Consider the following 23,699-nt stretch of genomic DNA (forward strand, 5'->3'; position numbering starts at 1 on the left):
CGCATGCAGGAACCTCATTCGCGCGGAACGTCGCGTGCCGCAAGCGTGCCGGCCCCGGACGAGGACGCCGCCGCCGATGCGACCGATGCCGCCGGCGCGCCGGGCACCGGCATGCTGCAGCGCGCGTTCGCGATCCTGCGCGCACTGGCCGGCATGCAGCAGGACGGCGTGCGCGTCACGCATCTTGCGAAGGCCGTCGGCCTGACGCAGGGCACCGCGCACCGGATCCTGCAATCGCTGATCGCCGAAGGGATGGTCGAGCAGGACGAGCAGTCGAAGCTGTACCGGTTGAGCGTCGACTTCTTCGCGCTCGCGGCGCTGGCCGGCAACCCGAGCAGCATGCGTACGCTGTGCCGGCCCGCGCTGCTGCGGCTGTGCGCGAGTCTCGGCGAGACGATCTTCCTGCTCGTGAAGAGCGGCTTCGACGCGGTGTGCCTCGATCTGTGCGAAGGGCCGTTCCCGATCCGCTCGTTTACCGGCGACATCGGCGGGCGCATCGCGCTCGGCGTCGGGCAGGGCAGCCTCGCGATCCTCGCGTTCCTGCCGGAAGCCGAGCGCGAGGAGGTGATCCGCTTCAACGTGCCGCGCATTCGCGGCTACGGCGTGCTCGACGAGGTGTATCTGCGCACCGAGATCGAACGCGTGCGCCAACTCGGCTACGCAGGGCGCAACAGCGGCGTGCTCGACGGGATGGCCGGCGTCGCGGTGCCGATCCTCGACCGCACCGGTTATCCGGTCGGCGCGCTGAGCGTCGGCACGCTGGCGTCGCGTCTCGGCGACGACCGGATGCCGATGGTCGTCGAACTGCTCAGGCGCCAGGCCGACGCGATCGGCCCGCGCACGAACCCGTTCGACGCCGCACTGCGGCGGCCGATGCACGGGCTATCCGGGAAAACCGCATAGCCGCATCACGCGTCGCCGTTTCGTCAGCTTGCTTACACGCGCCATTCACGTCTGAGCAAAGTGCGCCGCGTCACGCGGGCCTCGAGGCTTTCCGTTTGCTTGCGGATGGCCGCTTTCCCCGCCCGTCCCCGCTTCACTCGTCTCCATTCGATTTTCAACTGCCGGCCAGTTGAACATTTCATTTCTTGATGCGATTGCGGCTGGATACCATCCAGCCACTGTCTATACAAGCCGACCGGCGCGTATGGCCAGCATCGAGAAAACACAACACAACATCGACAAGACGGTTTGGAGAGGAGATGACGGAGATGGTGCGAACGATGGACAGTAACAGGGGCGTCGCGTGCATGAGCGCGGCCATTGCGATGATGTTCGCCGGCGCCGCGCACGCGCAGTCGACGGTGACGCTGTACGGGATCGTCGACGCGGGCGTGACCTATACGAACAACGCGAAAGGCCATGCGCTGTGGCAGCTCACGGGCGGCAACGAATCGGGCCCGCGCTGGGGCTTGATCGGCACCGAGGATCTCGGCGGCGGCCTGAAGGCGAACTTCCGGCTCGAGAACGGCTTCAACGTCGCGAACGGCGCGCTCGGGCAGGGCGGCCGGATGTTCGGCCGCTCGGCATGGGTCGGCCTGAGCGGCGCGAGCTGGGGTGCGGTGACGCTCGGCCGCCAGTACAACTCGACGCAGGACATCCTCGGCTCGCTGCAGATGAGCAGTTTCCTCGCGCAGTACTCGACACATCCGTTCGACAACGACGACATCAACAACACGTTCCGCACCAACAACGCGGTCAAGTACGTGTCGCCGACGATCGCGGGCCTGCAGGCGAACCTCGTGTACGGCTTCTCGAACTCGACCGGCTTCTCGAACGACAACACGTGGAGCGCGGGCGTCACGTATGCGAACGGGCCGCTCAACGCGGGCGCCGCGTATGCGCGTGTGAACCATCCGGCGGTCAGCACGAGCGGCGCAGTTGCTTCGGATAACTACTATTCGTCGTCGGCATCCGTGTTCGGTGCGAGCCTCGGGAACGCGGTGCGCCAGCAGATCTGGGGCGCGGGCGGCAGCTATGCGATCGGGCAGGCGACGCTGGGGCTGCTGTACACGGGCTCGAACTTCGGCCAGGCAACGGGCGGCGCGCTGCGTTTCAGCAATTACGAAGGCAGCGTGCGCTACCTGATCACGCCCGCGTTGATGGCCGCGGCCGGCTACACGTATACGAAGGTCGCGCGCGGCGGCGACGGCGGTCACTACCAGCAGGTGTCGGCCGGCGTTCAGTACCTGCTGTCGAAGCGCACCGACGTATACGTGAACGGCTTCTACCAGAAGGCGTCGTCGGGTGTCGGACACGCGTGGATCGACGGCACCGACGGCCCGTCGTCGACGACGTCGCAGGTGGCGGCGGTGGTCGGCATTCGCCAGAAGTTCTGACGTCCTGACGCGTTCGCGCGTCTTCCGGAGGAGACATCAATGAAATTCAAACTGTTGCTGGCGGCGTTGCCGTTCGTCGGAATGTACACCGGCGGCGCGATCGCCGAGGTACGGCCGCTGCTGTTCGGCCTGCCGTTCCTGCTCGTATGGAACCTGATCTGGATGGCCGCGACCGCCGCGATCCTCGCGATCCTGTTCCACCTCGACGAGCGCGACTCGGCCCGCGACGGCCGCACGGGAGACGCGCGATGAACGCATCGATCCTCATCATCGCGGCGTTCGCCGTGTTCGCGCTCGCGATCGGCGTGATGGCACGGCGCGGCCGCAAGCTCACGCTCGAACAGTGGGCGGTCGGCGGGCGCGGCTTCGGCTCGCTGCTCACGTTCCTGCTGATGGCGGGCGAGGCGTTCTCGACGTTCTCGTTTCTCGGCGCGAGCGGCTGGACCTACAGCAAGGGCGTGCCCGCGTTCTACATCCTGTCGTACGGCTGCCTCGCGTTCGTGATCGGCTACTGGATGCTGCCCGCGGTGTGGCGCTACGCGAAGGAACGCGGGCTCGTGTCGTTCGCCGATTACTTCGCGGCGAAGTACGACAGCCGCGCGATCGGTGTGCTGGTGTCGGTGGTGGCCGTGTTCGCGATGGTGTCGCTGCTGATGATCCAGCTGCGCGGCCTCGGCGTGATCGTGTCGGAGATGTCGTACGGACTGATTCCGCAATCGGCCGCGATCTGGATCGCCGCGTCGCTGATGGCGGTCTACATGGTCGTGTCGGGCATTCACGGCTCCGCGAGCATCGCGATCTTCAAGGACGTGCTGATCCTCGCGATCGCGATCTTCCTCGGCCTGTACCTGCCGATGCACTATTACGGCGGCCTCGGCGAGATGTTCGCGAAGATCGATGCCGCGCATCCCGAACTGCTGCGCATGCCCGAGCACGGCTTCAACCTGAGCTGGTACAACTCGACGATCCTGCTCACGTCCCTCGGCTATTACCTGTATCCGCATGGCTTCACCGCGATCTACGTCGCGAAGGACGAACGCGCGCTGCGCCGCAACGTGATCCTGATGCCGCTGTACCAGGTGCTGATCGCGTTCCTGTTCCTCGTCGGCTTCGCGGCCGTGATGACCGTGCACGGGCTCGAAGGCGCGCAAGCCGACCTCGCGCTGCTGCGCCTCGTGAAGCAGACGTTCCCCGCGTGGTTCGTCGGCATCGTCGGCGGCACGGGCCTGCTGACCGCGTTGGTGCCGGGCTCGCTGATCATGCTGAACGCATCGACGACGATCGCGCGCAACATCTATCGCGAAGGCTTCGCGCCGAATGCGACCGATCGCGAGGTGACGCGCGTCGCGCGGATCGCGTTGCCGATCTTCACGCTGGTCGTCGTCTACTTCGTGTTGCGCGGCGGCGCCACCTTCGTCACGCTCGCGATCTTCTCGTCGAGCCTGCTCACCCAGCTCGTGCCGATGCTTGCGTCGAGCTTCCTGAAGCGGCCGTTCGGCACGCGGGAAGGCGCGTTCGCGGGCATCGTCGCCGGCGCGATCGTGATCGCGATGACGAATTACTACGGCGTGACGCTCGCGTCGCTGTTCCCCGGCGCATCGAGCACGCTGACGTCGATCAACCCCGGGCTGGTCGCGCTCGCCGCGAACGCCGTCGTGTTCATCGCGATCAGCGCGGCGCAGCGCAAGCTGAAGGCGCGCGTGACGGCGCCGGTCCGCTCCGCGTGACGTCACGACCGACATGCCGCCGTCGAGCCGCCGGGCAGCCGCCCGGCGGTTGTTCCGCCCGGCGGCCCTTTGACTATTTCGCATTCCAACAGGACACCAGGCGATGAAGACCGAGGAAAAGGCCGACGACCGGCGCGAAGCAATCGATACGCTGATCGCGAACGGCTGCGTGATCACGATGGACCCGCAGCGGCGCGTGATCGAGAACGGCGCGGTTGCCGTGAAGGGCGATCGCATCGTCGCCGTCGGTGACACCGCCGAGTTGCAGGCGCGGTTCCGTGCCGCGCGCACGATCGACGCACGCCGCAAGGCCGTGCTGCCGGGCCTGATCGATTCGCATGCGCACGCCGGCCACGCGATGCTGCGCACGATCGGCGGTGCGGACGGCGATGCGTGGTCGGCCGCGGCCGAGACGATCTACACGCGCGCGTCGGACGAGGCGTTCTGGGAAACCGAGTCGCACCTCGCGGCGCTCGAGCGGCTGAAGGCCGGCGTGACGACGGGCGTGTCGCTGCTCGGCGGCGGCAACTCGATCATGCGCGTCGACGATCCCGTCTACGCGCGGCGCCACTGCGATGCGGTCGTGCGCACCGGCACGCGCTCGGTCGTGGCCGTCGGCCCGTCGCGCCCGCCCGCGCCGCGCGCATACACGCGCCATACGCCGGACGGCAGCGAGACGCGCGACGTCGATTTCGACACGATGTACGACGTGTGCGAGCGCATCGTCGACGCATGCCACGGCGATGCCGACGGCCGGATCCGGATCGCGCTGACGCTGCCGGTGTACGGTCCCGAGCACGACCCGGAACTCGCGCGGTACGAGCGCGACTTCCGCGACCAGGCGGCGCGCTACGGCGCATTGGCGCGCGAACGCGGCCTGACGTTCACGCAGGACGGGCATCGCGCCGGCACGCTCGCGTTCGCGCATCGCGAACTCGGGCTGCTCGGCCCGACGTCGTTCATGTCGCACAGCATCGACCTGACCGACGACGATATCGCGGCGTGCGTGGAAACCGGCACCGCGATCGTCCACAACCCGAGCGCGATCATGTCGATCGTCGGCCGCTGCCCGGTGCCCGAGCTGATCGATGCGGGCGTGACCGTCGCGATCGCGTCGGACGGCGCGGCGCCCGATCGCGGCTACGACATGTTCCGTCACATGTGGCAGTGCATGCACTACCATCGCCGCCACTTCCGCGACCCGGATGTGCTGCCGCACGGCAAGGTGCTGGAGATGGTGACGATCGACGCGGCGAAGGCGCTGTCGCTCGATCGCGAGATCGGTTCGCTCGAAGCCGGCAAGCTCGCCGATGTCATCCTCGTCGACCTGTTCCGCCCGCACATGATGCCGATGAACATGCCCGTGTATCGCGTGACGTGTTTCGCGAATGCGGCCGACGTGTGCATGACGATGGTCGGCGGCCGCGTGCTGATGGAGGATCGCCGCGTGTTGTCGGTCGACGAGCACGAGATTCTCGAGCGCGTGACGACGGTGGCGGAGACGATGATCGCGCGCAGTGGGTTGCGGCACCTGCTCGACGAGCCGACGACGCTGTGGGGGCGCAGTCGCTACTGAACGACGCAATTGCCGCAGCGGTTTGCGCGGTGCAAGGACGGCGAGGCGGGGTCGGTTCGGGCCGGGTTTTTTTCTGGTTTCGCCGCCGACGGACATGCTAGGATTTCCGTCAAACAACTCCGGAGACTGCTATGCCGTTCATCTGCGAAAACGTTGAATGCCGCGCCGTGCTGGCTCGTGGTCAGGTCAAGCCCGAGCACGAGGATGCGGGGTGGTGTTTCTACTGCCCGGACTGCAAGGCCAGGAACGAGTTGACGAGCGCCGGCGTGCCGGGCGGTCCGGTCGAGTTGAATCAGCCGGAGCGAGCCAGCCCCCCGCACAAGGTCGTCGCGACGGCGCGCGCATTGGAGGACGGCGGGTTCGCCGCGCAGCTGCGCGTGCAGCGGGCGCTCGCCGTGAAAGGAACCTACGCGGCCGAAGAGCGCTGGGAGCAGCTCGGCGTATTCCCCGACGCGCAGGAGGCCGTCGCGCACGCGAGGTCCTTCGCGATGGACCTGCTGGCACGGGCGGCCTAGGCGCGAGCGGCCCGCGACACGATCCACATTTTTACCGGCAACGACACCGGGCCGCCGCTCGGGTGTCGTACCGTGCCGGGCGGCCCGACGCCGGTCGGGCCGGTCACGTCACGCCACCGCCGCCTCTCGAAGACGGAACTGCGCGACGGCATCGCTCAGCCGCGTGCTCTGATCCTCGAGCGACAGCGCCGCGGCGGCCGCCTCTTCCACCAGCGCCGCATTGCGCTGCATCGTCTGCTCCATCTGGATGACCGCGGCATTCACCTGCTCGATGCCGGCCGACTGCTCGTCGAATGCGATGCTCGTCTCGCCCATGATCGCGTTCACGCGCCCGACCGCGGCGACGAGTTCGGTCATCGCCGAGCCGGCGAGCGCGACGAGGCCGCTGCCGTCTTCGACGCGCTGCGCCGAGTGGCCGATGAGTTCGCGAATCTCCTTCGCCGCCGACGCGCAGCGCTGCGCGAGCCCGCGCACCTCGGTCGCCACCACGGCGAAGCCACGCCCCTGTTCGCCCGCGCGCGCCGCTTCGACCGCGGCATTCAACGCAAGGATGTTCGTCTGGAATGCGATGCTTTCGATCACGCCGACGATGCCGGAGATCCGCGTGGAGCTGTGCGAGATCGCCGACATCGTTTCGATGACGCGCTGCATCGCGTCGCCGCCTTTGGACGCGATCCCGGCCGCGCCTTCCGCGTAAGTGCGCGCATTGCGCGCGTTGTCCGCGTTCTGGCGCACGGTCGCCGTCAGCTGCTCCACGCTCGCCGCCGCCTGCTGCAGCGACACGGCCTGCTGCTCCGTGCGCGCGGACAGGTCGACGTTGCCGCTCGCGATCGTGCGGACGTCGCCGACGATCGTCTCCGTGCTCGAGCGCACCTGGTTCACGGTTTCGACGAGGCCGTCCTGCATCCGCTTCAACGCATTCAGCAGATACGCCATTTCGTTTTCGCCGGGAATGACGACCGTGCCGGTCAGGTCGCCTTTCGAAATCCTGTCGAAATGCGCGACGGCGAGATGAATCGGCGCGATGATCGCCTTCGCGAGCACGCGCTGCGCCAGGAAGCCGACGATCAGCGCGAACAGCGCGACCGCCACCATGGCCCATACGATCCGGTGGAAGCGCTCGCCGGCCGCGTCGTAGCGCGCCTTCTGGCGTGCGACCTGGAACGATTCGAGCGCGTCGATCGCTTCCTGATAGGCGGTGAAGAGTGCCGGCGGCGCGGTGCGGTGCGTGTCGAGGAAGTCGAATGCGTTGTCGTGATCGAGTTGCGACATCGCCTTCAGGAACACCTGGTCGAGCAGCGCACGACGGCGATTGCGCAGCGTGTCGAACAGCGTTTGCTCGTCGGCGTCGCGCGCGTGCAGGCGCGTGTACGCGTCCAGTTCGTCGTCGCTCTGCTTGAGGAGCGTGTGGAGTTGCGCGATTTCCGCCTTCGCGGGCTGGCCGGCGCTGATGATCTGCGCGACGTCGCTCACGCGTTCGCGTAGCACGAGCATGCGCTCCGAGCTGGTTTTCAGGTGCAGCAGCGACGCGGTGTCGTCGCGGTACATCGCTTCGAGCGAGCCGTTGCCCGCGTAGAGGGCGGCGATGCACGCGCCGACGACCAGCACGAGCAGCGCCGTATAGCCGGCGATGGTCGCGACGAGTCCGCCGCGGATGGTGAGTTTTCGCATGACGTTCCCTTGCCGGCGGCCCGACGAGCGGCCAACGGCGGATGTGGATTCCGGATCACGAACGACGACGGGGCGCCGCGTCGAAATGCGGGGCGCCGGGATTGCGAACGGGTTAACGGCAGGTGTGGCGCGGCGGTTTTATCCGCACGCGACGCGAATCTGAATGAGTGCGACAGAAAGGCGGTGGTGGAAGGCGGATACGTTGCCGAGGTGAACGGCGTGCCGACGGCCGAGGCGCGCTTCGCATGCACGGGGTGCGATGCGCCCGGATCGCCGACGGTCCCGGCTGTCGATTATTCGCCGTCCGCCAGCCGAGACCGGATCTCTTCAACCGACGGATCGCGCTGATGCGTGGCGATCTGCCAGGTGTTTCCCCATGGGTCCCTGACCATCGCGCGCCGGTCGCCGTACGGCATGTCGGCCGGCATTTCGAGCGAAGTCGCGTTTGCGGCCATCGCCCGGCGATAGGTCGAGTCGGTGTTCTCGACGTAGACGTAGAGAAACGCCGGCGTCGGATCGCGCAGGCCGTCCCCGCCGCTCACCATCACGACGGAATCGCCGATCCTGATTTCGGCTGGCAGCCCTGAACGGAATTCGCCCCGCGCGTGAAAGACCGCCTTGATGAACGCGATCAGGTGCTCGGGATCGGGAACGACGATGCGAGGCGTGACGGTATGCCATCCGTCGGGCTGGAATCGGGCCATGTCGAGCATCCTCGGGAGGGATTCACCGCGCATTGTCCTCCGGGCGCGGTGTGCGCGCAAAGGGGCGGCGGCGCCGATTTCGATCGGTGCCGCCGCCTCCGCGCCATCGTCAGGCGCCCGTCCGGAACCCGAGCGTCGCTGCCTTCGCGCGCAATTCGGCGAAACGATCGACCGCCGGACTGGATGACGGACTGGCCGCCATTTGCGACGGATCGATGCCGGACACCGAGCCGGACGGCGCAGGTGCGGTTTCCCCGGGACACGTTCCGCCGAACGGCCCTTGCGCGACCGTGAACGCCGGTGCATCCGTGCGCGGCGCGTCGGCGAAATCGAGCGCGTAAGCGAGATTGAACGTCGCCGGGTCGCTGCCGCGTACGCCGAGCGGCTTCAATCCGAAACGCCACTGCAGCAGCGCATGAATCGAGCTCGGGTCGAACGGATAGCGCGTCACCGTGCCCGCGCGAACGCGCGGACCGAGCAGCGCAAGCGGCACGCGAAAGCCGAGCTTGCCGTCGTTGCCGATTGCGTGCTCGCTGTTGCTGATCGGCCGGATCGGCGGCACCACGTGCTCGAGAAAACCGCCCCACTCGTCGTACACCACGATCATCAGCGTGCGGCTCCAGCTGGGGCTCGTACGCAACGCGTCATAAACCTGGTTGAGAAACGCCTGCCCGTCGCGAATATCCGCATGCGGATGATCGTCCGCGGAAGCGCCTTGCTGCTCGCCCGTGAAAGCCGGGTCGACCATGCAGAACGGCGGCAGCGTTCCCGCCGCCGCATTCGACAGGAAATCCGAAAACGTATGCGAGATGCCGATATAGCGCGTGCCGTACAGCGCGGTGAACGGCACGTCGTGATAGTAGTAGCTGCAACCCACGTTGGCATCGCTCAGGTTGTCCCAGATCGTGCGCAGCGACGAGTTGTCGGGGGTGTCGGTGAGGCGGTCGGTGGCGCCGCTGTGCAGGTAGAGGCGATTCGGAAACGTGTTGGTCAGGATGCCGGTGAAGTAGAAGTCGCCGATCGTGTAGCTGCTCGCCACGGCGCTGAAGAACGGCAGGTCGGCCGACGTGTAAAAGCCGATCGGCAGCAGGTCGCCGCGCGTCAGGCTCGTTCCCGGTGTCAGGAGCCAGCCGTTCATCGCCCCCGAGGCCAGTTGCGTGCGTGCGCCCTCGTAGCTGTGATTCGGGTCGTGGTATGCGCATGCCTGATAGCCGTAAGCGGGATTGGCCGACAGCGGGAACGGCGCGTCGATCCCGCCGAACGCGTCCTTGAATTGCTGATTGGCGGGCATGCCCTCGGCGCCGGGCACCCAGCTCAGGTAGTGGTCGAATGAACGATTTTCCATCGTGACCAGCACGATGTGATCGATGCCGGAACTCGCGGGATCGGGCAACGCCGGCCGTGGAAGGTTGTAGCGATCGCGTCCGTTCGGCGACGGCGTGTCGCCGATCGAAGGCGCGGGCGCGTTGCCGTCCGAACTGGGTCCATTGCCGTCTCCGCCGCAACCCGGCAGCGCAACGCTGCCGGCCATTGCTGCGACACCGGCGAGAAAGCGCCGGCGATTGTAGCGCCGATATGCATTCGTCTCGTCCATGACGACGTCTCCTTCTTGATGGGATGCGGCGTTGACCGGCCGGTCACGCATCGCCGCCGCGAAGCGACGCGCACTCGCCGTTGGAGATCGCGAGCGGGCGCAAGGCGCAAGCTTCATGCCCGTTGCGGAAGGCTCGGCGTGTCGTGCGCGCTGTCGGGTCGCCCGCTTCGTGCGTGCGCGGCCGCCACGCGCTGCGCACGGCCGTCGCGCGTTCGCCGTCGACCGAGATGTTCATCGCGGCGCATCGTTCGGTCACCTGTCGATCCCGCGGTTGTCGTCAGACGATTGCGCGGCGCAATTGCACAGGCCGTTGGTCAAAAGGAACTCGGCGAACCGGATGCCGAAAGCAGGAAAGGGGCATCGCGCTCGCGCGCGACCCCCCTTCGCATCGGTTGGCGGCCGAGGCCGCTCGCATCCGTCAGTTGTAGATATCGAACGAGAAATACTTCTTCGCGATCCGCTGATACGTGCCGTCCTGAATCAGGCTCGCGAGCGCCTGGTTGATCTGCGTGCGCAGCGCGTCGTCATCCTTGCGCACGCCGATCGCGGAGCCGACGCCGAGCGTCTTCGGATCGTGCAGCGGCGGCCCCGCGAATTCGAAGTTCGCGCCCTTCGCCGTCTTCAGGAAGCCGAGATCGGCCTGCACCGACGATTGCAGCGACGCGTCGAGGCGCCCCGCAATCAAATCCTGATAGACGAGATCCTGCGTCTGGTACGTGCGCACGATCACGCCCTTCGGTTCCCAGTACGTGCGCGCATAGGTTTCCTGCGTCGACCCCTGCTCGACGCCGACGCTCTTGCCCGCGAGCGACCCGGCCGTCGGCTGCAGGTTCGAGCCGCGTCGCGCGACGAGGCGCGGCGGCACGTTGTTGATCTTGTCGGTGAACGCGATCTGCGCGAGGCGCTTCTCGGTCACGCTCATCGACGACAGCACGCCGTCGAACTTGCGCGCCTTCAGCGCGGGGATCATCCCGTCGAAGGCGTTCTCGACCCACACGCAGCGCACCTTCATGCGTTCGCAGATCGCGTTGCCGAGATCGATGTCGAAGCCGACGAGCTTGCCGTCCGGCGCGAGCGATTCGAACGGCGCGTAGCTGGGATCGACGCCGAGGCGCAGGACGGCCGGGTCTTTCGCGGCGGCGGCGCCTGTCGTCAGCGCAAGCGCGACGGCGATGACGAGTTTTTTCATGATTGTCTCCAAGATCGATTGATGTCGTGTGCGGTGAAGCGAATGCGGCCGGTGGGCGTGACGGCCCGCGCCCGGCCATGCGCGGGCGGCTGGACGAGCACCGGAAGATGCCGGCGTTCGTCCGGATCGGGGAATCCGGTGGTTCGGTGTCAGCGCGCGGCGCCGGCGATGCGCGCCATGTTGCGGCGGTAGCCGGCGGGCGAGAACGCGGCATTCAACGCGGCCATCGACGCGATCACGCCGACATGCAGCCACCACGCGATCGCGAAGCTGCCGCCCGCGTCGCGCAGCCAGCCGATCAGCCAGGGGCTCGCGGCGACGATGAGGAAGCCGATGCCCTGCACGAACGCGGCGAGCGCGCCCGCGAGCCGCGCATCGGGCACGTGGTCGAGCGTGACGATCAGACTCATCGAGAAGAAGCCGCCGAGCCCGACGCCGACGCTCGCGACCCACAGCCCCGGCGCGAGCGCGGGCATCGTCGCGAAGCCGGCGAAGCCGATCGTCTGCAACGCGAGCGTGAGCCACAGCACGGGGCGGCGATCATGCGAGCGTTTCGCGAGCAGCGGCATCGCGAGCGCGCCGGCTGCCTGGAACAGCGCCATCCACGCAAGCAGGTTGCCGCTCGCTTGCGCGCTCAGGCCGACGCCGCGATAGAACGCGGGCAGCCACGCGACGACGCTCGCGTAGCCGCTGTTGCTGAGGCCGAAGAACAGCGCGAGTTGCCATGCGCGCGGAATCCGGACGAAAGCGGCGACGGGCGCCGAAACCGTCGCGGCATGCACCGCGTCGCGCGGCGCCTTCGCGCGCCACAGCGCGAGCGTGACGAGCGCGGGCACGGCCCAGACGGCGAGCGACAGATGCCAGCCGCCGTGCGCGGCGAGCCACGGGCTCGCGACCGCGCCGAATGCGCCGCCGCCGACCAGCGCGGCCGAATAGAGGCCCATCGCGAGCGGCAGCCGGTCGACGAACCAGCGCTTGGCGAGGCCCGGCGCGAGCGACTGGACCACCGCGACGCCCGCGCCCGCGACGATCGCCGTGACGACCAGCCCGATGCTGCTGCCGGTCCACAGCCGCGCGGCGCAGCCCGCGGCGATCAGCGCCAGCGCGGTGGCGAGCGCGCGCTGCTCGCCGACGCGTCGCGCGAGCCCGACGCCGACGCCGGCGACGACGCCCATCAACACGAACGGCAGCGTGGTCAGCAGCGCGGCCGCGCGGAAGCCGAGGCCTGTGTCGGCACGCACGATGTCGAGCACGGGGCCGAACGCGGTCAGGAACGGACGCAGGTTGAGGCCGGCGAGCACCAGCAACGCGAGTGCGCCGCAGGATACGGAAGCCGCGTGCGGGCGGGAGACGGCTTGCGCGGTGCCGGGGTCGGTCATCGGAATGCTCCAGGGTGGCCGGTGGCCATGTGATGCGATGCCGAAAGGGTAAAGGCGCGCTTGCCCAGGTGAAAATTAAATATTCGACTGGGTGTCAGTGCGGATTGCGATGGCGCGGCGCCGGGCGCAACTTCGACGCGCTATGCGGCCGGCACGTGCGGTTCGCCGGCCCGTTCGCGGGCCTTTTCACGCGCGGCGACGAGCGTCCGGATGCGCGCACGATCGGCCGGCGTCGCCGGCGTGAAGATCACGAGGCTCAGGTCCGGGCGGCCGGTCACCGAGAACGCCGAGTATTCGAGCGCGATCCGGCCGGCCTGCGGATGACGAATCTCCTTCGTTCCTTCGTCATGCGAATGGATGTCGTGGTCGCGCCACATCGCGTCGAACTCGGCGCTCGTCGCGCGCATCTCGTCGACGAACGTCTGCACGGCCTGCGTGGCCCCGCCGCGCGCGATGTCGGCGCGAAACGCGCCCACCGCGAACCGCGCGACGCGTTCCCAGTTCTGCTGCGCGTAGCGCACCCCGGCATCGACGAAGATCAGCCGCAGGATGTTGCGCGCGGGCGGCGGCAGCGTTGCATAGTCGGTCAGCGTCGCGGCGGCCGCGTCGTTCCACGCGACGACGTCCCACGTCGCCGTGCGCACGATCGCGGGGCTGGCGTCGAGCGAATCGAGCACGTGCTGCAGGCGCGGCGTGACGTCGCTGCTCGCGTGATAGCGCACCTCGGGCGGATGGCCGAGGCCGATCAGGAACAGATGCTCGCGTTCGGCGTCGTTGAGCAGCAGCGCGCGGGCGAGCCGGTCGAGCACGTCGGCGGACGGCGCACCGCCGCGCCCCTGTTCGAGCCACGTGTACCACGCGGCGCTCACGTGCGCGCGCTGCGCCACTTCCTCGCGCCGCAGGCCCGGCGTGCGGCGGCGCGCGACGGGCAGCCCGAGCGCGGCCGGATCGAGTTTCTCGCGGCGGTCCCGAAGGTACGCGCCGAGCAGGTTGTCGGATGCGTCAGCCATAGCCTGTTAGTTCGTTTACCGGTAAACCGTCACGTCTTCACTGCGCGCGACGGTCGACAGATAGTAAGCCTCTCATTCATTCGGAGGTGTCGAAATGCGTGTCTTTGTAACGGGAGCGTCGGGTTTCGTCGGCTCCGCGGTCGTTGCGGAACTCGTGGCCGCCGGGCATGCGGTGCTCGGTCTCGCGCGTTCCGACGCGGCCGCCGAGGCGGTCGCGGCAGCGGGTGCCGAGGTCCATCGCGGGTCGCTGGAGGATCTCGACAGCCTGACGCGCGGCGCCGAGGCCGTCGACGCGGTGATCCACACGGGGTTCAATCACGACTTCTCACGCTTCGCGGAAAACTGCGAGCTCGACCGCCGCGCGATCGAGACGATCGGTGCGGCGCTCGCGGGGTCGGCGCGGCCGCTGATCGTCACGTCGGGCCTCGCGCTCGTCGCGCCCGGCCGCGCGGCGACGGAGGACGATCCGCACGTGCCGGTGTCGGCGACTTATCCGCGCGCGTCGGAAGCGACGGCGGCCGCGCTGGCCGCGCGCGGCGTGTGCGCGTCGGTCGTGCGCCTGCCGCCGTCCGTGCACGGCGACGGCGATCACGCCTTCGTGCCGCGCCTGATCGCGCTCGCGAGGGAGAAGGGCGCGTCGGCGTATCTCGGCGACGGCGGCAACCGCTGGCCGGCCGTGCACCGGCTCGATGCGGCGCGCGTGTACCGGCTCGCAGTCGAACGCGGCGCGTCCGGCGCACGCTATCACGCGGTCGACGATACGGGCGTGCCGTTTCGCGCGATCGCGGACGTGATCGGTCGCCGGCTGAACGTGCCGGTCGTGTCGAAATCGGCCGCGCAAGCGGGCGAGCATTTCGGCTGGTTCGCGATGTTCGCGGGAATGGATGCGCCCGCAACGAGCGAGCGCACGCGTGCGCTGCTCGACTGGGCGCCGGTGCAGCCGGGGTTGCTGGCCGACATCGACCGGCCGCGGTACTTCGAGACCTGATGCGCGAATGCGCGGGGCGTGCCGTCGTTGTCGGCCGGCACGCCCGTCGCGCGTCATTCGACCGGATGCAGGTCCTGCAGCAGCGTCGGCACGAGCTCCGACACGGTCGGGTGGATGTGCATCGCGCGGCTGATCGTCGTGTACGGCGCGCCGGCGGCCATCACGTCGAGCAACCCGTGCACGACCTCGTCGCCCGTCACGCCGAGGATCGACGCGCCGAGGATCGCATGGTTGTCCGCGTCGACGATCACCTTCATGAAACCCTGGCTCTCGCCTTTTTCGACCGCGCGGCCGACCCGCGTCATCGGCCGCGTGCCGACCAGCAACCGGCGGCCGGTCTGCCTCGCTTCCGCGAGCGTCATGCCGACGCGGCCGAGCGGCGGATCGATGTACATCGCGTACGCGGCGATGCGGTCGGTCACCTTGCGCGGATCGTCGTCGAGCAGGTTGGCCGCGACGATCTCGTAGTCGTTGTACGCGGTGTGCGTGAATGCGCCGCGCCCGTTGCAGTCGCCGAGCGCCCAGATGCCGGGCACGTTGGTGCGCAGTTGATCGTCGACGGTGATGTAGCCGCGCGCGTCGACCGCGACGCCGGCCTGCTCGAGCCCCAGATCGTCGGTGTTCGGCACGCGGCCGACCGCGAGCAGCAGGTGCGAGCCCGCGACCTCGCGGCGGCCGCCGGTGCAGTCGAGGCCGACCGCGACGCCGTCGCCGTCGCGTCGCGCGGTCAGGCAGTTCGCATCGAGCTGCACGTCGATGCCTTCGTTCGCGAGAATCTCGTGCACGGCCTGCGAGACGTCCTCGTCCTCGCGCCGGATCAGACGCGATCCTTTCTCGACGATCGTCACCTGCGAGCCGAAGCGGCGGTACATCTGACCGAATTCGAGCCCCACGTAGCTGCCGCCGACGATCACGAGATGCTCGGGCAGGAAGTCGACGTCCATCATCGTCGAGTTGGTCAGGTACGGCACCGAGTCGAGGCCCGGCATCGGCGGAATTTGCGCGCGCCCGCCGACGTTGATGAAGATGCGGTCGGCTTCGAGCACGTCGTCGCCGACGCGTACCGCGTTCGCCCGCTCGAATCGGGCATGACCCTGAAACACGGTCGTGTTCTCGAGCCCGCGCACCCATTGTTCGACGCCGTGGTTCGAGCGGCCGGAAATCCGGTCCTTGCGCGCCTTCACGGCCTTCATGTCGACGCTGACGGGGCCGACCGACACGCCATATTCGGCCGCGCGACGCGCAAGCTGCGCCGCGTACGCGCTCGCGATCAGCGTCTTGGTCGGAATGCAGCCGGTGTTCACGCAGGTGCCACCGAAGCGGCCGCGCTCGACGATCGCCACTTTCATGCCGGCGCCCGCGAGCCGCGCGGCGAGCGGCGGACCGGCCTGGCCCGTGCCGATGACGATCGCGTCGAAGTGTTGCGTCATGACGTCCTCCTGCGCTGGTTCAACGTGGGAAGGGTAGCGCGCAAGACGCATGCCGCGTCGGCGCGCGCCCGAACGGCGACGAGCGCCTATGGTAGACCGGTTGGCGGGGGGAGGCGAGTTACGCCGATGCAAGCGGCGGAACATGGTCCGCCGACGGTTTTTCAGTCCTTGCGCCGCCATTGGCCGAACGTCACCGGCCGGTGCGCATCGGCGCGCGTGACGGTGACTTCGTCGGGCTTGTCGTCGAGCGGAAACGACTCGGTGTAGATCTCGCTGGCGAACAGCCAGCCGTGCGTGCGCGGGTCGTAGCGGAACGTCACGTAGTCGCTCCAGTGCTGGCCGCACGCGACGAAGTTCTGCACGGTGAAATAGCGGCCTTTCACCGAGAGGCCGCTGTCGGCGGCGTCTTCGGGATCGAACGGATCGCACTGGCCGCCTTCGTTCGCGCGCAGGACCACGTGGTCGTTGCGCGCGGCGAGCCGGTACGCGCGATCGGGCCGCTCCTCGAAGATCAGCAGCGGGCGGGGCGACGGCTGCCCGCGCGTATCGGCCGCGCGATGCACGACGACGAGAAAGCTGCGCCGACCGTCGCCGAGGTCCGGTCCTGCTTGCGCGACGAGCGGCTGGTAGCCGGACGGCAGTTGCGTCGCGATGGATTGCGGCAGGCCGTCGGCCCCTGCGCCGGACGACAGCGCGGCGAGCAGCGCGAGGAGGGTGCGGCGCGCGGTCGTGCCCATCACAGATCCCGCCCGAGAAACGCGGTGCCGGGCACCGGATTGAACGCCACGGGCGGCGCGGGCGTGAAGCCGAGCGAATCATACAGTTGCCTTGCGGCGACGAATTCGGGCAGCACGTCGAGACACATCCGCGCATAACCGGCCGCCTTCGCGTCGCGCAGCAGCCGTTCGACGAGCTGGCGGCCGACGTTCAGCCCGCGCGCTTCGGGGCGCACGTATACGCGCTTCATCTCGCACGTCGTCGCGTCGATTTCGCGAAACGCCGCGCAGCCGACCGCGCGCTCGCCGCGCCACGCGAGCAGCAATTGCCCGCGCGGCGCCGCGTATTTTCCCGGCAGCGCGGCGAGCTCGGGCTCATAGTCCTGGAACGCGAGGCTGACCGTGGGGCTCGCGATGTACTCGCGGAAAATCGCGTCGACGACGGCGGCATCGTCGGGATAGCGGGCGGCGCGGATCTCGATCATGGGGGGCGTGGCGCGATGGCGGAAACGGCACCCAGCATAGCAGCGCGCGGGTGCTTCCGGCGGCCCGCGAAGCGTGCCAGAATCGTCGACTTCACGGGAATCGACACGCCGGCGCCGGCGCTTCGGCGTCGCTGATCAAGGAGACTTCGATGACTGCATCGGCTGCCGTACTCGCCATTCTGGCCGCGCTGTGGCTTGGCGCGATGATTCCGGGCCCGAGTTTCGTGCTGGTCGCCCGCAATTCGATCGGGCTGTCGCGCCGCGACGGGCTCGCGACCGCGCTCGGCATGGGCGTCGGCGGGATCGCGTTCGGTGGCGTCGCGCTGGCCGGGCTCTACACGCTGCTGCAGGCGGTCGAATGGCTGTACGTGGGCCTCAAGCTCGCGGGCGGCGCATACCTGATCTACATGGCGTCGAAGATCTGGCGCGGCGCCGACCGGCCGATCGCGATGGACGATTCGCAGGCCGTCGTCGCCGGCAGCGCGCGCAAGTCGTTCTGGACCGGCCTCACGACCCAGCTCAGCAACCCGAAGACGGCGATCTGGTACGGCAGCATCTTCGCCGCGCTGTTGCCGCAGCATCCGCCGCTCTGGTGCTACCTGGCGCTGCCGCCGCTCGTGTTCGGCGTCGAATTCGGCTGGTACACGCTCGTCGCGCTGTGCTTCTCGACCCGCCGGCCGCGCGAACTCTACCTGCGCGCGAAGAAGTGGGTCGACCGCGTCGCGGCCGGCGCGATCACGCTGCTCGGCCTGCGGCTGATCCTGAACGCGCCGAAGGCGGGGATCTGACGTCAGGCGGTCTCGCCGTTGCATTCCCGACCGGCATGCCGCCACGGCCGGTCATTCCGGCACATGGCGTCGCGGGCGGAGCCACGGCTTCGAATCACCGCCCCCCGGACGCGCATGCGCGCGTCACGCCGCCGGAAACCGTTCGAGCAGGGCCGCGAACCGCGCGTCATCCGGAAACGCCGTCACTTCATACCGCACCGGCCGGTGCGCGGTGGCCGTCATCAGGTCGCCGCAGGCGTCCCGCAGCGCGGCCATCGGCACGTGCGCCGACTGCCGCGTCGATTCCCGATAGAGCACGACGATGTCCGTCTCGGGCAGCAGCGTCGGCACGCCGTCGCTCCACACGCCGACGCTGAACAGCTCGCCGTTCTGCCGCCGGTACACGGTGTACGACGCCACGAAGACGTCGATGCCGTCCCGCTTGTGGAGGTCGTCCAGCAGCGTCCGCTGATCCTGGTAGTCGCCCGCGAGCTCGTCCACGCGCAAGGCGTGCAGCTTCGCTTCCAGCCCTGCCGGGACGAAATTCCGCCACGCGGCGCCGTCCCAGCGCAGCATCAGCGGCGGCAGCGGACGCGGCTGCGCGCGCGCCTGTTCCGCGAGTTCGACCATCGTCACGAGCCCGGCCGCATTGCGGTCGCCGGTGAGCAGCAGCACGGCCCGGTTCGGCGCCATCACCACCGGCGCGCCGGAGATCGGCTGACGGTGCAGCAGGTCGGTCAGCAATAGCCGCGCCGCGTCGTAGTAGTCGCCGAACTGCGACAGGAACACGCCGTCTCGCAACGCGGCCCACGGCGTCGACGACGCACCGCGCAGGTTGTCGATCGCGATGTCGCATGCGTCGTCGAAGCTGACGCCCCATTCGGCGAGCCGTGCGCTCGTCAGCCGCGCGACGCTGAATTCGCCGTCGTACGCGATGCCGATCTCGAGGTTCTCGCACAGCGTCCGGAACGCGACTTCCGACGCGGCCGGCTGCCCGGCGAGCTGCAGCGCGACCGTGCCGCGCTCGGTCGCGCTGCGGATCACGGGGCGCAGCCGCGCGCGGACGTCCGCGAAGTTCGCCGGAATCTCGTGCTGCATCATCGCGCTCGCCTGGCGCTGCAGCGTCGCTTCGCGCTCGGCCGGCTTCGCGTCCGCGTAGTCGCGGAACAGGTTGTGCAGGTTGATGATGTTCGACGGGACATCCGCTTGCACGAGACGGCCCTTGTCGTCCTCGTGAAGCCACTCGCGCGTGTCGCCGGTCGCGCGCAGCGCGGCGATCAGGCGGGCGGCGAAGTCCTGCCGGGTTGGCGGTTTGCTGAAGCGCTCGCGCAGGCGCGCGACGAAGTCGGAAAGCATCGTGAGCGGTCGGGCAGGCCCGTCTGTTATCAGTCGTTGTCATGGGCGGCGGCGCCCGTCTCCCGGGGCGCCGCCTGCGTCCCGCGGATATCGGCCGGATATCCATGTGCGTCCGGCGGCCCGCGCGCCGGCTGCAAATCGACGCGGGCCCGCATCGGGCGCGAATCGCGCGGCGGGTGTCGCGATGGTACCGCACGTCAGTGATGGAAACGCATGCGCGCGAACATTATGGTCCGGCGTGAACCGGCGCCCGCCGGGGCGGCTTCGAAGGCCGCCCGGATGCGTGGCCGGCGCACCGGGAATCCCCGGCGATCGGCCCGCGAGCCTTGTGCTGCGGGCGTTCGGGCCGGTTGCGTGGCATGCCGGGCCAGGCCGCTTCCCCGATTCTGGCGGTCGACCTCCCGACGACGTGTAAACTGCTGCCTTTTTTGACGGTTTGCAGCATGGTGCAAGCACCCTCGCGCCCGGCACTGAGCGGCCCGACGCTCGTCCGGCTGCTCGCGCGCCTGACCGATGCCGACGTCGCGGAATCCCGGCAGACGCTGTCGGACCGCCTGAGCCAGTGGCTCGGCTGGACCGACGCGATCACGCTGTCGTCCGCGCTGAATGCGAGCCCGCCCGGCGTCGCGGCCGGCGTGCGTGGTTACGACGCGGAGCGTGACTGCGCGCGCGTGCGTCACGACCTCGCGCAGGCGATCACGGCCGCTCACCGCCCGCGCACGCGGCGGCGTCCCGGCGAGTTGCCGCCGCCGCCCGCCGACACGGCCGACTTCGCCGATTTCCGCCAGAGCTGTCTGTCGCTCCAGCAGGAAATGGAGACCGCGATCGGCCAGTTGCGCGGCCGCCTGCGGGTCGCGGTCGCCGCGCGCTCGTCCGGGATGGCGCGGCTCGCGACGCTCGACGCGATCATGGAGCGCGTGCTCGGCGCGCGCGAGCGCAGCCTGCTGTCCGCCGTGCCCGCGCTGCTCGGCATGCGCTTCGAGCGGCTGCGCGACGCGGAACGGCAGGCGCTCGCCGACGCGCAAGCGGCGGCCGATGCCGATGCCGACGGCGACGCACCGTCCGTCGCGGCGATCGTGCCCGGCACGTGGCTCGACACGTTCCGCAACGAGATGCAAAGCATCCTGCTCGCCGAACTCGAAGTCCGGTTTCAAACGGTAGACGGGCTGCTCGCGGCCCTTCGTACCTGCTAATCCCTACGCTATGTCCAGAATTCGTCTTGATCTCGTTGTCTTCATCGCCGGTCTGCTCGCAGTGTGCTGGATCGGCGTCGGCTATATCGCGTCGAACCCGCTCGCGACGGCCGTCACGCTGCTGATCGGCGCGTGCTACGTCGCCGGTGCGTGGGAGCTGCGGCGCTACCGGCAGGCCACCGCCGCGCTGTCGCACGCGGTGGCCGGCCTGACCGAACCGCCGGCGAAGCTCGACGCGTGGCTCGATACGCTGCCGCCGGGCCTGCGCGGTGCCGTGCGGGCACGCGTCGAAGGCGCGCGCGTCGCGCTGCCGGGGCCGTCGCTCACGCCGTATCTGGTCGGTCTGCTCGTGCTGCTCGGCATGCTCGGCACGCTGCTCGGGATGGTCGTGACGCTGAAGGGCACGGGCGCCGCGCTCGAAAGCGCGACCGATCTCGACGCGATCCGCGCGTCGCTGATCGCGCCGGTGAAGGGGCTCGGTTTCGCGTTCGGCACGTCGATCGCGGGTGTCGCGACGTCCGCGATGCTTGGCCTTCTGTCCGCGCTCGTGCGCCGCGAACGGCTCGACGCGGGCCAGCAGCTCGACGCGAAGATCGCGACGACGCTGCGCGTGCATTCGTCCGCGCACCAGCGCGACGAATCGTTCCGGCTGCTGCAGCGCCAGGCCGACGTGATGCCGGCGCTGGTCGACCGGCTGCAGACGATGATGACGACGCTCGAGGCGCGCAGCGTCGCGCTGCACGATCGCCAGATCGAAAGCCAGCAGGCGTTCTTCGATCGGACCGAGCGCGCGTATGCGGGCCTGGCATCGAACGTCGGCGACGCGCTGAAGGAAAGCGCCGCCGAGAGCGCGCGCGTGGCCGGTGCCGCGTTGCAGCCGGTCGTCGCGGCGACGATGGCGGGGCTCGCGCAGGAGATGGCCGCGCTGCGCGACACCGTGACGGGCGCCGTGCAGCGTCAGCTCGACGGGCTGACCGACGGTTTCGAGAAGACCACCGGGAACGTGACGGCCGTCTGGAACCGCGCGCTCGACGAGCAGCGCCGCGCGGGCGATGCGGTCGCGCAGCAGCTGCAAACGACGCTCGGCCAGTTCACCGACACCTTCGCGCAGCGTTCGACGGATCTGCTCGACGGCGTCGCGACGCGCCTCGAATCGACCGAAAGCCGGCTGTCCGACGCGTGGCGCGATGCGCTCGCGCGCCAGGAGCAGGTCGGCGAGACGCTGGCTGGTCAGCATGCGCAGGCGCTCGGCGAAGCCGCCGCGACGTTCGAGCGGCATTCGGGCGCGGCGCTTGCCGCGATGCGCGAGTCGCATGCGGCGCTGCAAACGCAATTGGCCGCGCGCGACGAGGAACGCCTGACGGCGTGGAATGCGTCGCTGACCGCGATGGCCGCGAAGCTCGGCGACGAATGGCAGCGCGCGGGCGCGCACAGCGCGGGCCGTCAGCAGGAAATCTGCGATGCGCTGGCGCAGACGACGCGCGATCTGACCGCGCAAGCGTCCACGTTCGAACAACGCTCGAACGACCTGTTGTCGACGATTCGCGATTCGCACACGGGCCTGCAAACGCAACTGGCCGCGCGCGACGAGGAACGCCTGGCGGCGTGGAATGCGTCGCTGACCGCGATGGCCGCGAAGCTCGGCGACGAATGGCAGCGCGCGGGCGTGCACAGCGCGGGCCGTCAGCAGGAAATCTGCGATGCGCTCGCGCAAACGACGCGCGATCTGACCGCGCAAGCGTCCACGTTCGAACAACGTTCGAACGATCTGCTTGCGACGATTCGCGAATCGCACACGGGCCTGCAAACGCAACTGGCTGCGCGTGACGAAGAACGTCTGGCGGCTTGGAACGATTCGCTGGCCGCGATGGCCGCGAAGCTCGGCGACGAATGGCAGCGTGCGGGCGTGCACAGCGCGGGCCGTCAGCAGGAAATCTGCGATGCGCTCGCGCAAACGACGCGCGATCTGACCGCGCAAGCGTCCACGTTCGAACAACGCTCGAACGACCTGTTGTCGACGATTCGCGAATCGCACACGGGCCTGCAAACGCAACTGGCCGCGCGTGACGAAGAACGTCTGGCGGCATGGAACGATTCGCTGGCCGCGATGGCTGCGAAGCTCGGCGACGAATGGCAGCGCGCGGGCGTGCATAGCGCGGGCCGTCAGCAGGAAATCTGCGACGCGCTCGCGCAAACGACACGCGATCTCACGGCACAGGCGTCCACGTTCGAACAACGTTCGAACGACCTGCTGTCGACGATTCGCGAATCGCACGCGAGCCTGCAAACGCAACTGGCCGCACGCGACGAAGCACGCCTGTCCGCATGGAACGACTCGCTCGCTGCCATGGCCGCCGCGCTGCGCGACGAATGGGCGCGGACGAGCGCGCAGGCCGCGACGCACCAGCAGGACATCTGCGACACGCTGACCCGCACCGCGAACGACATCACCGCCCAGGCGCAGGTGCACGCGAGCGACACGATCAACGAAATCTCGCGCCTCGTGCAGGCCGCATCCGAAGCGCCGAAGGCCGCGGCCGACGTCGTCGCCGAACTGCGCCAGCGTCTGTCCGACAGCATGGTGCGCGACACCGCGATGCTCGAGGAGCGCAGCCGCCTGCTCGCGACGCTCGAGACGCTGCTCGGCGCGGTCAACCACGCGTCGACCGAGCAGCGCACCGCGATCGACGCGCTCGTCAGCACGTCGGCCGACCTGCTCGACCGCGTCGGCGCGCGCTTCAACGACACCGTCGATGCCGAAACGCGCAAGCTCGATTCGGTGGCCGCGCAGGTCACGGCGGGGGCGGTCGAGGTCGCGAGCCTCGGCGATGCGTTCGGTGCGGCCGTGCAAGTGTTCGGCGAATCGAACGACAAGCTGCTGAACCACCTGCAGCGTATCGAGGCGGCGCTCGAGAAATCGCTCGCGCGCAGCGACGAGCAGCTCGAGTACTACGTCGCGCAGGCGCGCGAGGTGATCGATCTGAGCATGATGTCGCAGAAGCAGATCGTCGAGGACCTGCAGCAGATCGCCGGTCGGCGGGCATCGGTCGGAGCGTAACG

Annotated in this window: 20 protein-coding genes; 10 read left to right on the forward strand and 10 right to left on the reverse strand. The window is 68.9% G+C overall.

The genetic code is table 11. From position 1 onward, the window contains the following. Nucleotides 1-3 precede the first annotated feature (3 nt). The 6 genes from ACV22V_RS01925 to ACV22V_RS01950 all read left to right on the forward strand — a co-directional run bounded on the left by ACV22V_RS01925 (nucleotide 4) and on the right by ACV22V_RS01950 (nucleotide 6,157). The gene (locus ACV22V_RS01925; protein WP_448012838.1) at nucleotides 4-903 is read left to right on the forward strand and encodes an IclR family transcriptional regulator; all 900 of its coding nucleotides are present in this window, start codon (nucleotides 4-6) and stop codon (nucleotides 901-903) included. 320 nt (nucleotides 904-1,223) lie between these two features. Continuing rightward, a complete protein-coding gene (locus tag ACV22V_RS01930) occupies nucleotides 1,224-2,339 on the forward strand; it encodes a porin (RefSeq protein WP_448012839.1) in 1,116 nt (371 codons plus the stop codon). 39 nt (nucleotides 2,340-2,378) lie between these two features. After that, entirely contained in the window at nucleotides 2,379-2,591 is a 213-nt protein-coding gene (locus tag ACV22V_RS01935) for a DUF3311 domain-containing protein (protein ID WP_059702769.1), read from the forward strand. Further along, nucleotides 2,588-4,066, forward strand: a complete 1,479-nt coding sequence (locus ACV22V_RS01940) for a sodium:solute symporter family protein (protein WP_448012840.1) — start codon at nucleotides 2,588-2,590, stop codon at nucleotides 4,064-4,066. The genes ACV22V_RS01935 and ACV22V_RS01940 overlap by 4 nt, the downstream gene beginning before the upstream one ends. Nucleotides 4,067-4,169: 103 nt before the next feature. Then, nucleotides 4,170-5,642: an amidohydrolase family protein gene (locus tag ACV22V_RS01945; RefSeq protein ID WP_448012841.1), complete on the forward strand. Its 1,473-nt coding sequence runs from the start codon at nucleotides 4,170-4,172 to the stop codon at nucleotides 5,640-5,642. Between the two features lie 131 nt (nucleotides 5,643-5,773). Beyond that, complete coding sequence (locus ACV22V_RS01950) at nucleotides 5,774-6,157, forward strand: hypothetical protein (protein ID WP_059531991.1); 384 nt, start codon at nucleotides 5,774-5,776, stop codon at nucleotides 6,155-6,157. 108 nt (nucleotides 6,158-6,265) lie between these two features. On the opposite strand, the gene ACV22V_RS01955 is transcribed toward ACV22V_RS01950, so the two are convergent. The 6 genes from ACV22V_RS01955 to ACV22V_RS01980 all read right to left on the reverse strand — a co-directional run bounded on the left by ACV22V_RS01955 (nucleotide 6,266) and on the right by ACV22V_RS01980 (nucleotide 13,704). Beyond that, entirely contained in the window at nucleotides 6,266-7,828 is a 1,563-nt protein-coding gene (locus ACV22V_RS01955) for a methyl-accepting chemotaxis protein (protein WP_448012842.1), read from the reverse strand. A 293-nt stretch (nucleotides 7,829-8,121) separates the two neighbouring features. After that, nucleotides 8,122-8,541 (reverse strand): VOC family protein, encoded by a 420-nt coding sequence (locus ACV22V_RS01960; protein WP_448012843.1) that lies wholly within the window; start codon nucleotides 8,539-8,541, stop codon nucleotides 8,122-8,124. Between the two features lie 100 nt (nucleotides 8,542-8,641). Beyond that, a complete protein-coding gene (locus ACV22V_RS01965; protein WP_448012844.1) occupies nucleotides 8,642-10,126 on the reverse strand; it encodes an alkaline phosphatase family protein in 1,485 nt (494 codons plus the stop codon). 418 nt (nucleotides 10,127-10,544) lie between these two features. Continuing rightward, nucleotides 10,545-11,315 carry an ABC transporter substrate-binding protein gene (locus ACV22V_RS01970; protein WP_059690312.1) on the reverse strand — a complete coding sequence of 257 codons (771 nt, stop codon included), beginning with the start codon at nucleotides 11,313-11,315 and terminating at the stop codon, nucleotides 10,545-10,547. Between the two features lie 149 nt (nucleotides 11,316-11,464). Beyond that, nucleotides 11,465-12,694, reverse strand: a complete 1,230-nt coding sequence (locus tag ACV22V_RS01975) for a cyanate transporter (RefSeq protein WP_448012845.1) — start codon at nucleotides 12,692-12,694, stop codon at nucleotides 11,465-11,467. Between the two features lie 140 nt (nucleotides 12,695-12,834). Next, entirely contained in the window at nucleotides 12,835-13,704 is an 870-nt protein-coding gene (locus tag ACV22V_RS01980; protein WP_223963028.1) for a helix-turn-helix transcriptional regulator, read from the reverse strand. A gap of 94 nt (nucleotides 13,705-13,798) precedes the next feature. On the opposite strand from ACV22V_RS01980, the gene ACV22V_RS01985 reads away from it, so the two are divergent. Beyond that, nucleotides 13,799-14,692: an SDR family oxidoreductase gene (locus ACV22V_RS01985; RefSeq protein ID WP_448012846.1), complete on the forward strand. Its 894-nt coding sequence runs from the start codon at nucleotides 13,799-13,801 to the stop codon at nucleotides 14,690-14,692. Between the two features lie 53 nt (nucleotides 14,693-14,745). Here ACV22V_RS01985 and ACV22V_RS01990 read toward each other — a convergent pair whose 3' ends face one another. The 3 genes from ACV22V_RS01990 to ACV22V_RS02000 all read right to left on the reverse strand — a co-directional run bounded on the left by ACV22V_RS01990 (nucleotide 14,746) and on the right by ACV22V_RS02000 (nucleotide 17,323). Beyond that, nucleotides 14,746-16,122 carry an FAD-containing oxidoreductase gene (locus ACV22V_RS01990; protein ID WP_059690308.1) on the reverse strand — a complete coding sequence of 459 codons (1,377 nt, stop codon included), beginning with the start codon at nucleotides 16,120-16,122 and terminating at the stop codon, nucleotides 14,746-14,748. Nucleotides 16,123-16,283: 161 nt separating this feature from the next. Beyond that, nucleotides 16,284-16,859 carry a hypothetical protein gene (locus ACV22V_RS01995; RefSeq protein WP_448012847.1) on the reverse strand — a complete coding sequence of 192 codons (576 nt, stop codon included), beginning with the start codon at nucleotides 16,857-16,859 and terminating at the stop codon, nucleotides 16,284-16,286. Beyond that, nucleotides 16,859-17,323 carry a GNAT family N-acetyltransferase gene (locus ACV22V_RS02000; RefSeq protein WP_448012848.1) on the reverse strand — a complete coding sequence of 155 codons (465 nt, stop codon included), beginning with the start codon at nucleotides 17,321-17,323 and terminating at the stop codon, nucleotides 16,859-16,861. The genes ACV22V_RS01995 and ACV22V_RS02000 overlap by 1 nt, the downstream gene beginning before the upstream one ends. Before the next feature lie 149 nt (nucleotides 17,324-17,472). On the opposite strand from ACV22V_RS02000, the gene ACV22V_RS02005 reads away from it, so the two are divergent. Further along, nucleotides 17,473-18,111 carry a LysE family translocator gene (locus tag ACV22V_RS02005; protein WP_059532414.1) on the forward strand — a complete coding sequence of 213 codons (639 nt, stop codon included), beginning with the start codon at nucleotides 17,473-17,475 and terminating at the stop codon, nucleotides 18,109-18,111. Between the two features lie 123 nt (nucleotides 18,112-18,234). Here the strand turns inward: ACV22V_RS02005 and ACV22V_RS02010 are convergent, their stop codons facing one another. Next, nucleotides 18,235-19,446 (reverse strand): hypothetical protein, encoded by a 1,212-nt coding sequence (locus ACV22V_RS02010; RefSeq protein WP_448012849.1) that lies wholly within the window; start codon nucleotides 19,444-19,446, stop codon nucleotides 18,235-18,237. Nucleotides 19,447-19,889: 443 nt separating this feature from the next. Between ACV22V_RS02010 and ACV22V_RS02015 the strand changes: the two genes are divergently transcribed. Both ACV22V_RS02015 and ACV22V_RS02020 read left to right on the forward strand, forming a co-directional pair. Continuing rightward, complete coding sequence (locus ACV22V_RS02015; RefSeq protein ID WP_448012850.1) at nucleotides 19,890-20,639, forward strand: DUF3348 domain-containing protein; 750 nt, start codon at nucleotides 19,890-19,892, stop codon at nucleotides 20,637-20,639. A 10-nt stretch (nucleotides 20,640-20,649) separates the two neighbouring features. Beyond that, nucleotides 20,650-23,697 (forward strand): DUF802 domain-containing protein, encoded by a 3,048-nt coding sequence (locus ACV22V_RS02020; RefSeq protein ID WP_448012851.1) that lies wholly within the window; start codon nucleotides 20,650-20,652, stop codon nucleotides 23,695-23,697. Nucleotides 23,698-23,699: the final 2 nt, after the last annotated feature.

It is taken from the genome of Burkholderia sp. AW33-5 (genome assembly GCF_053427615.1).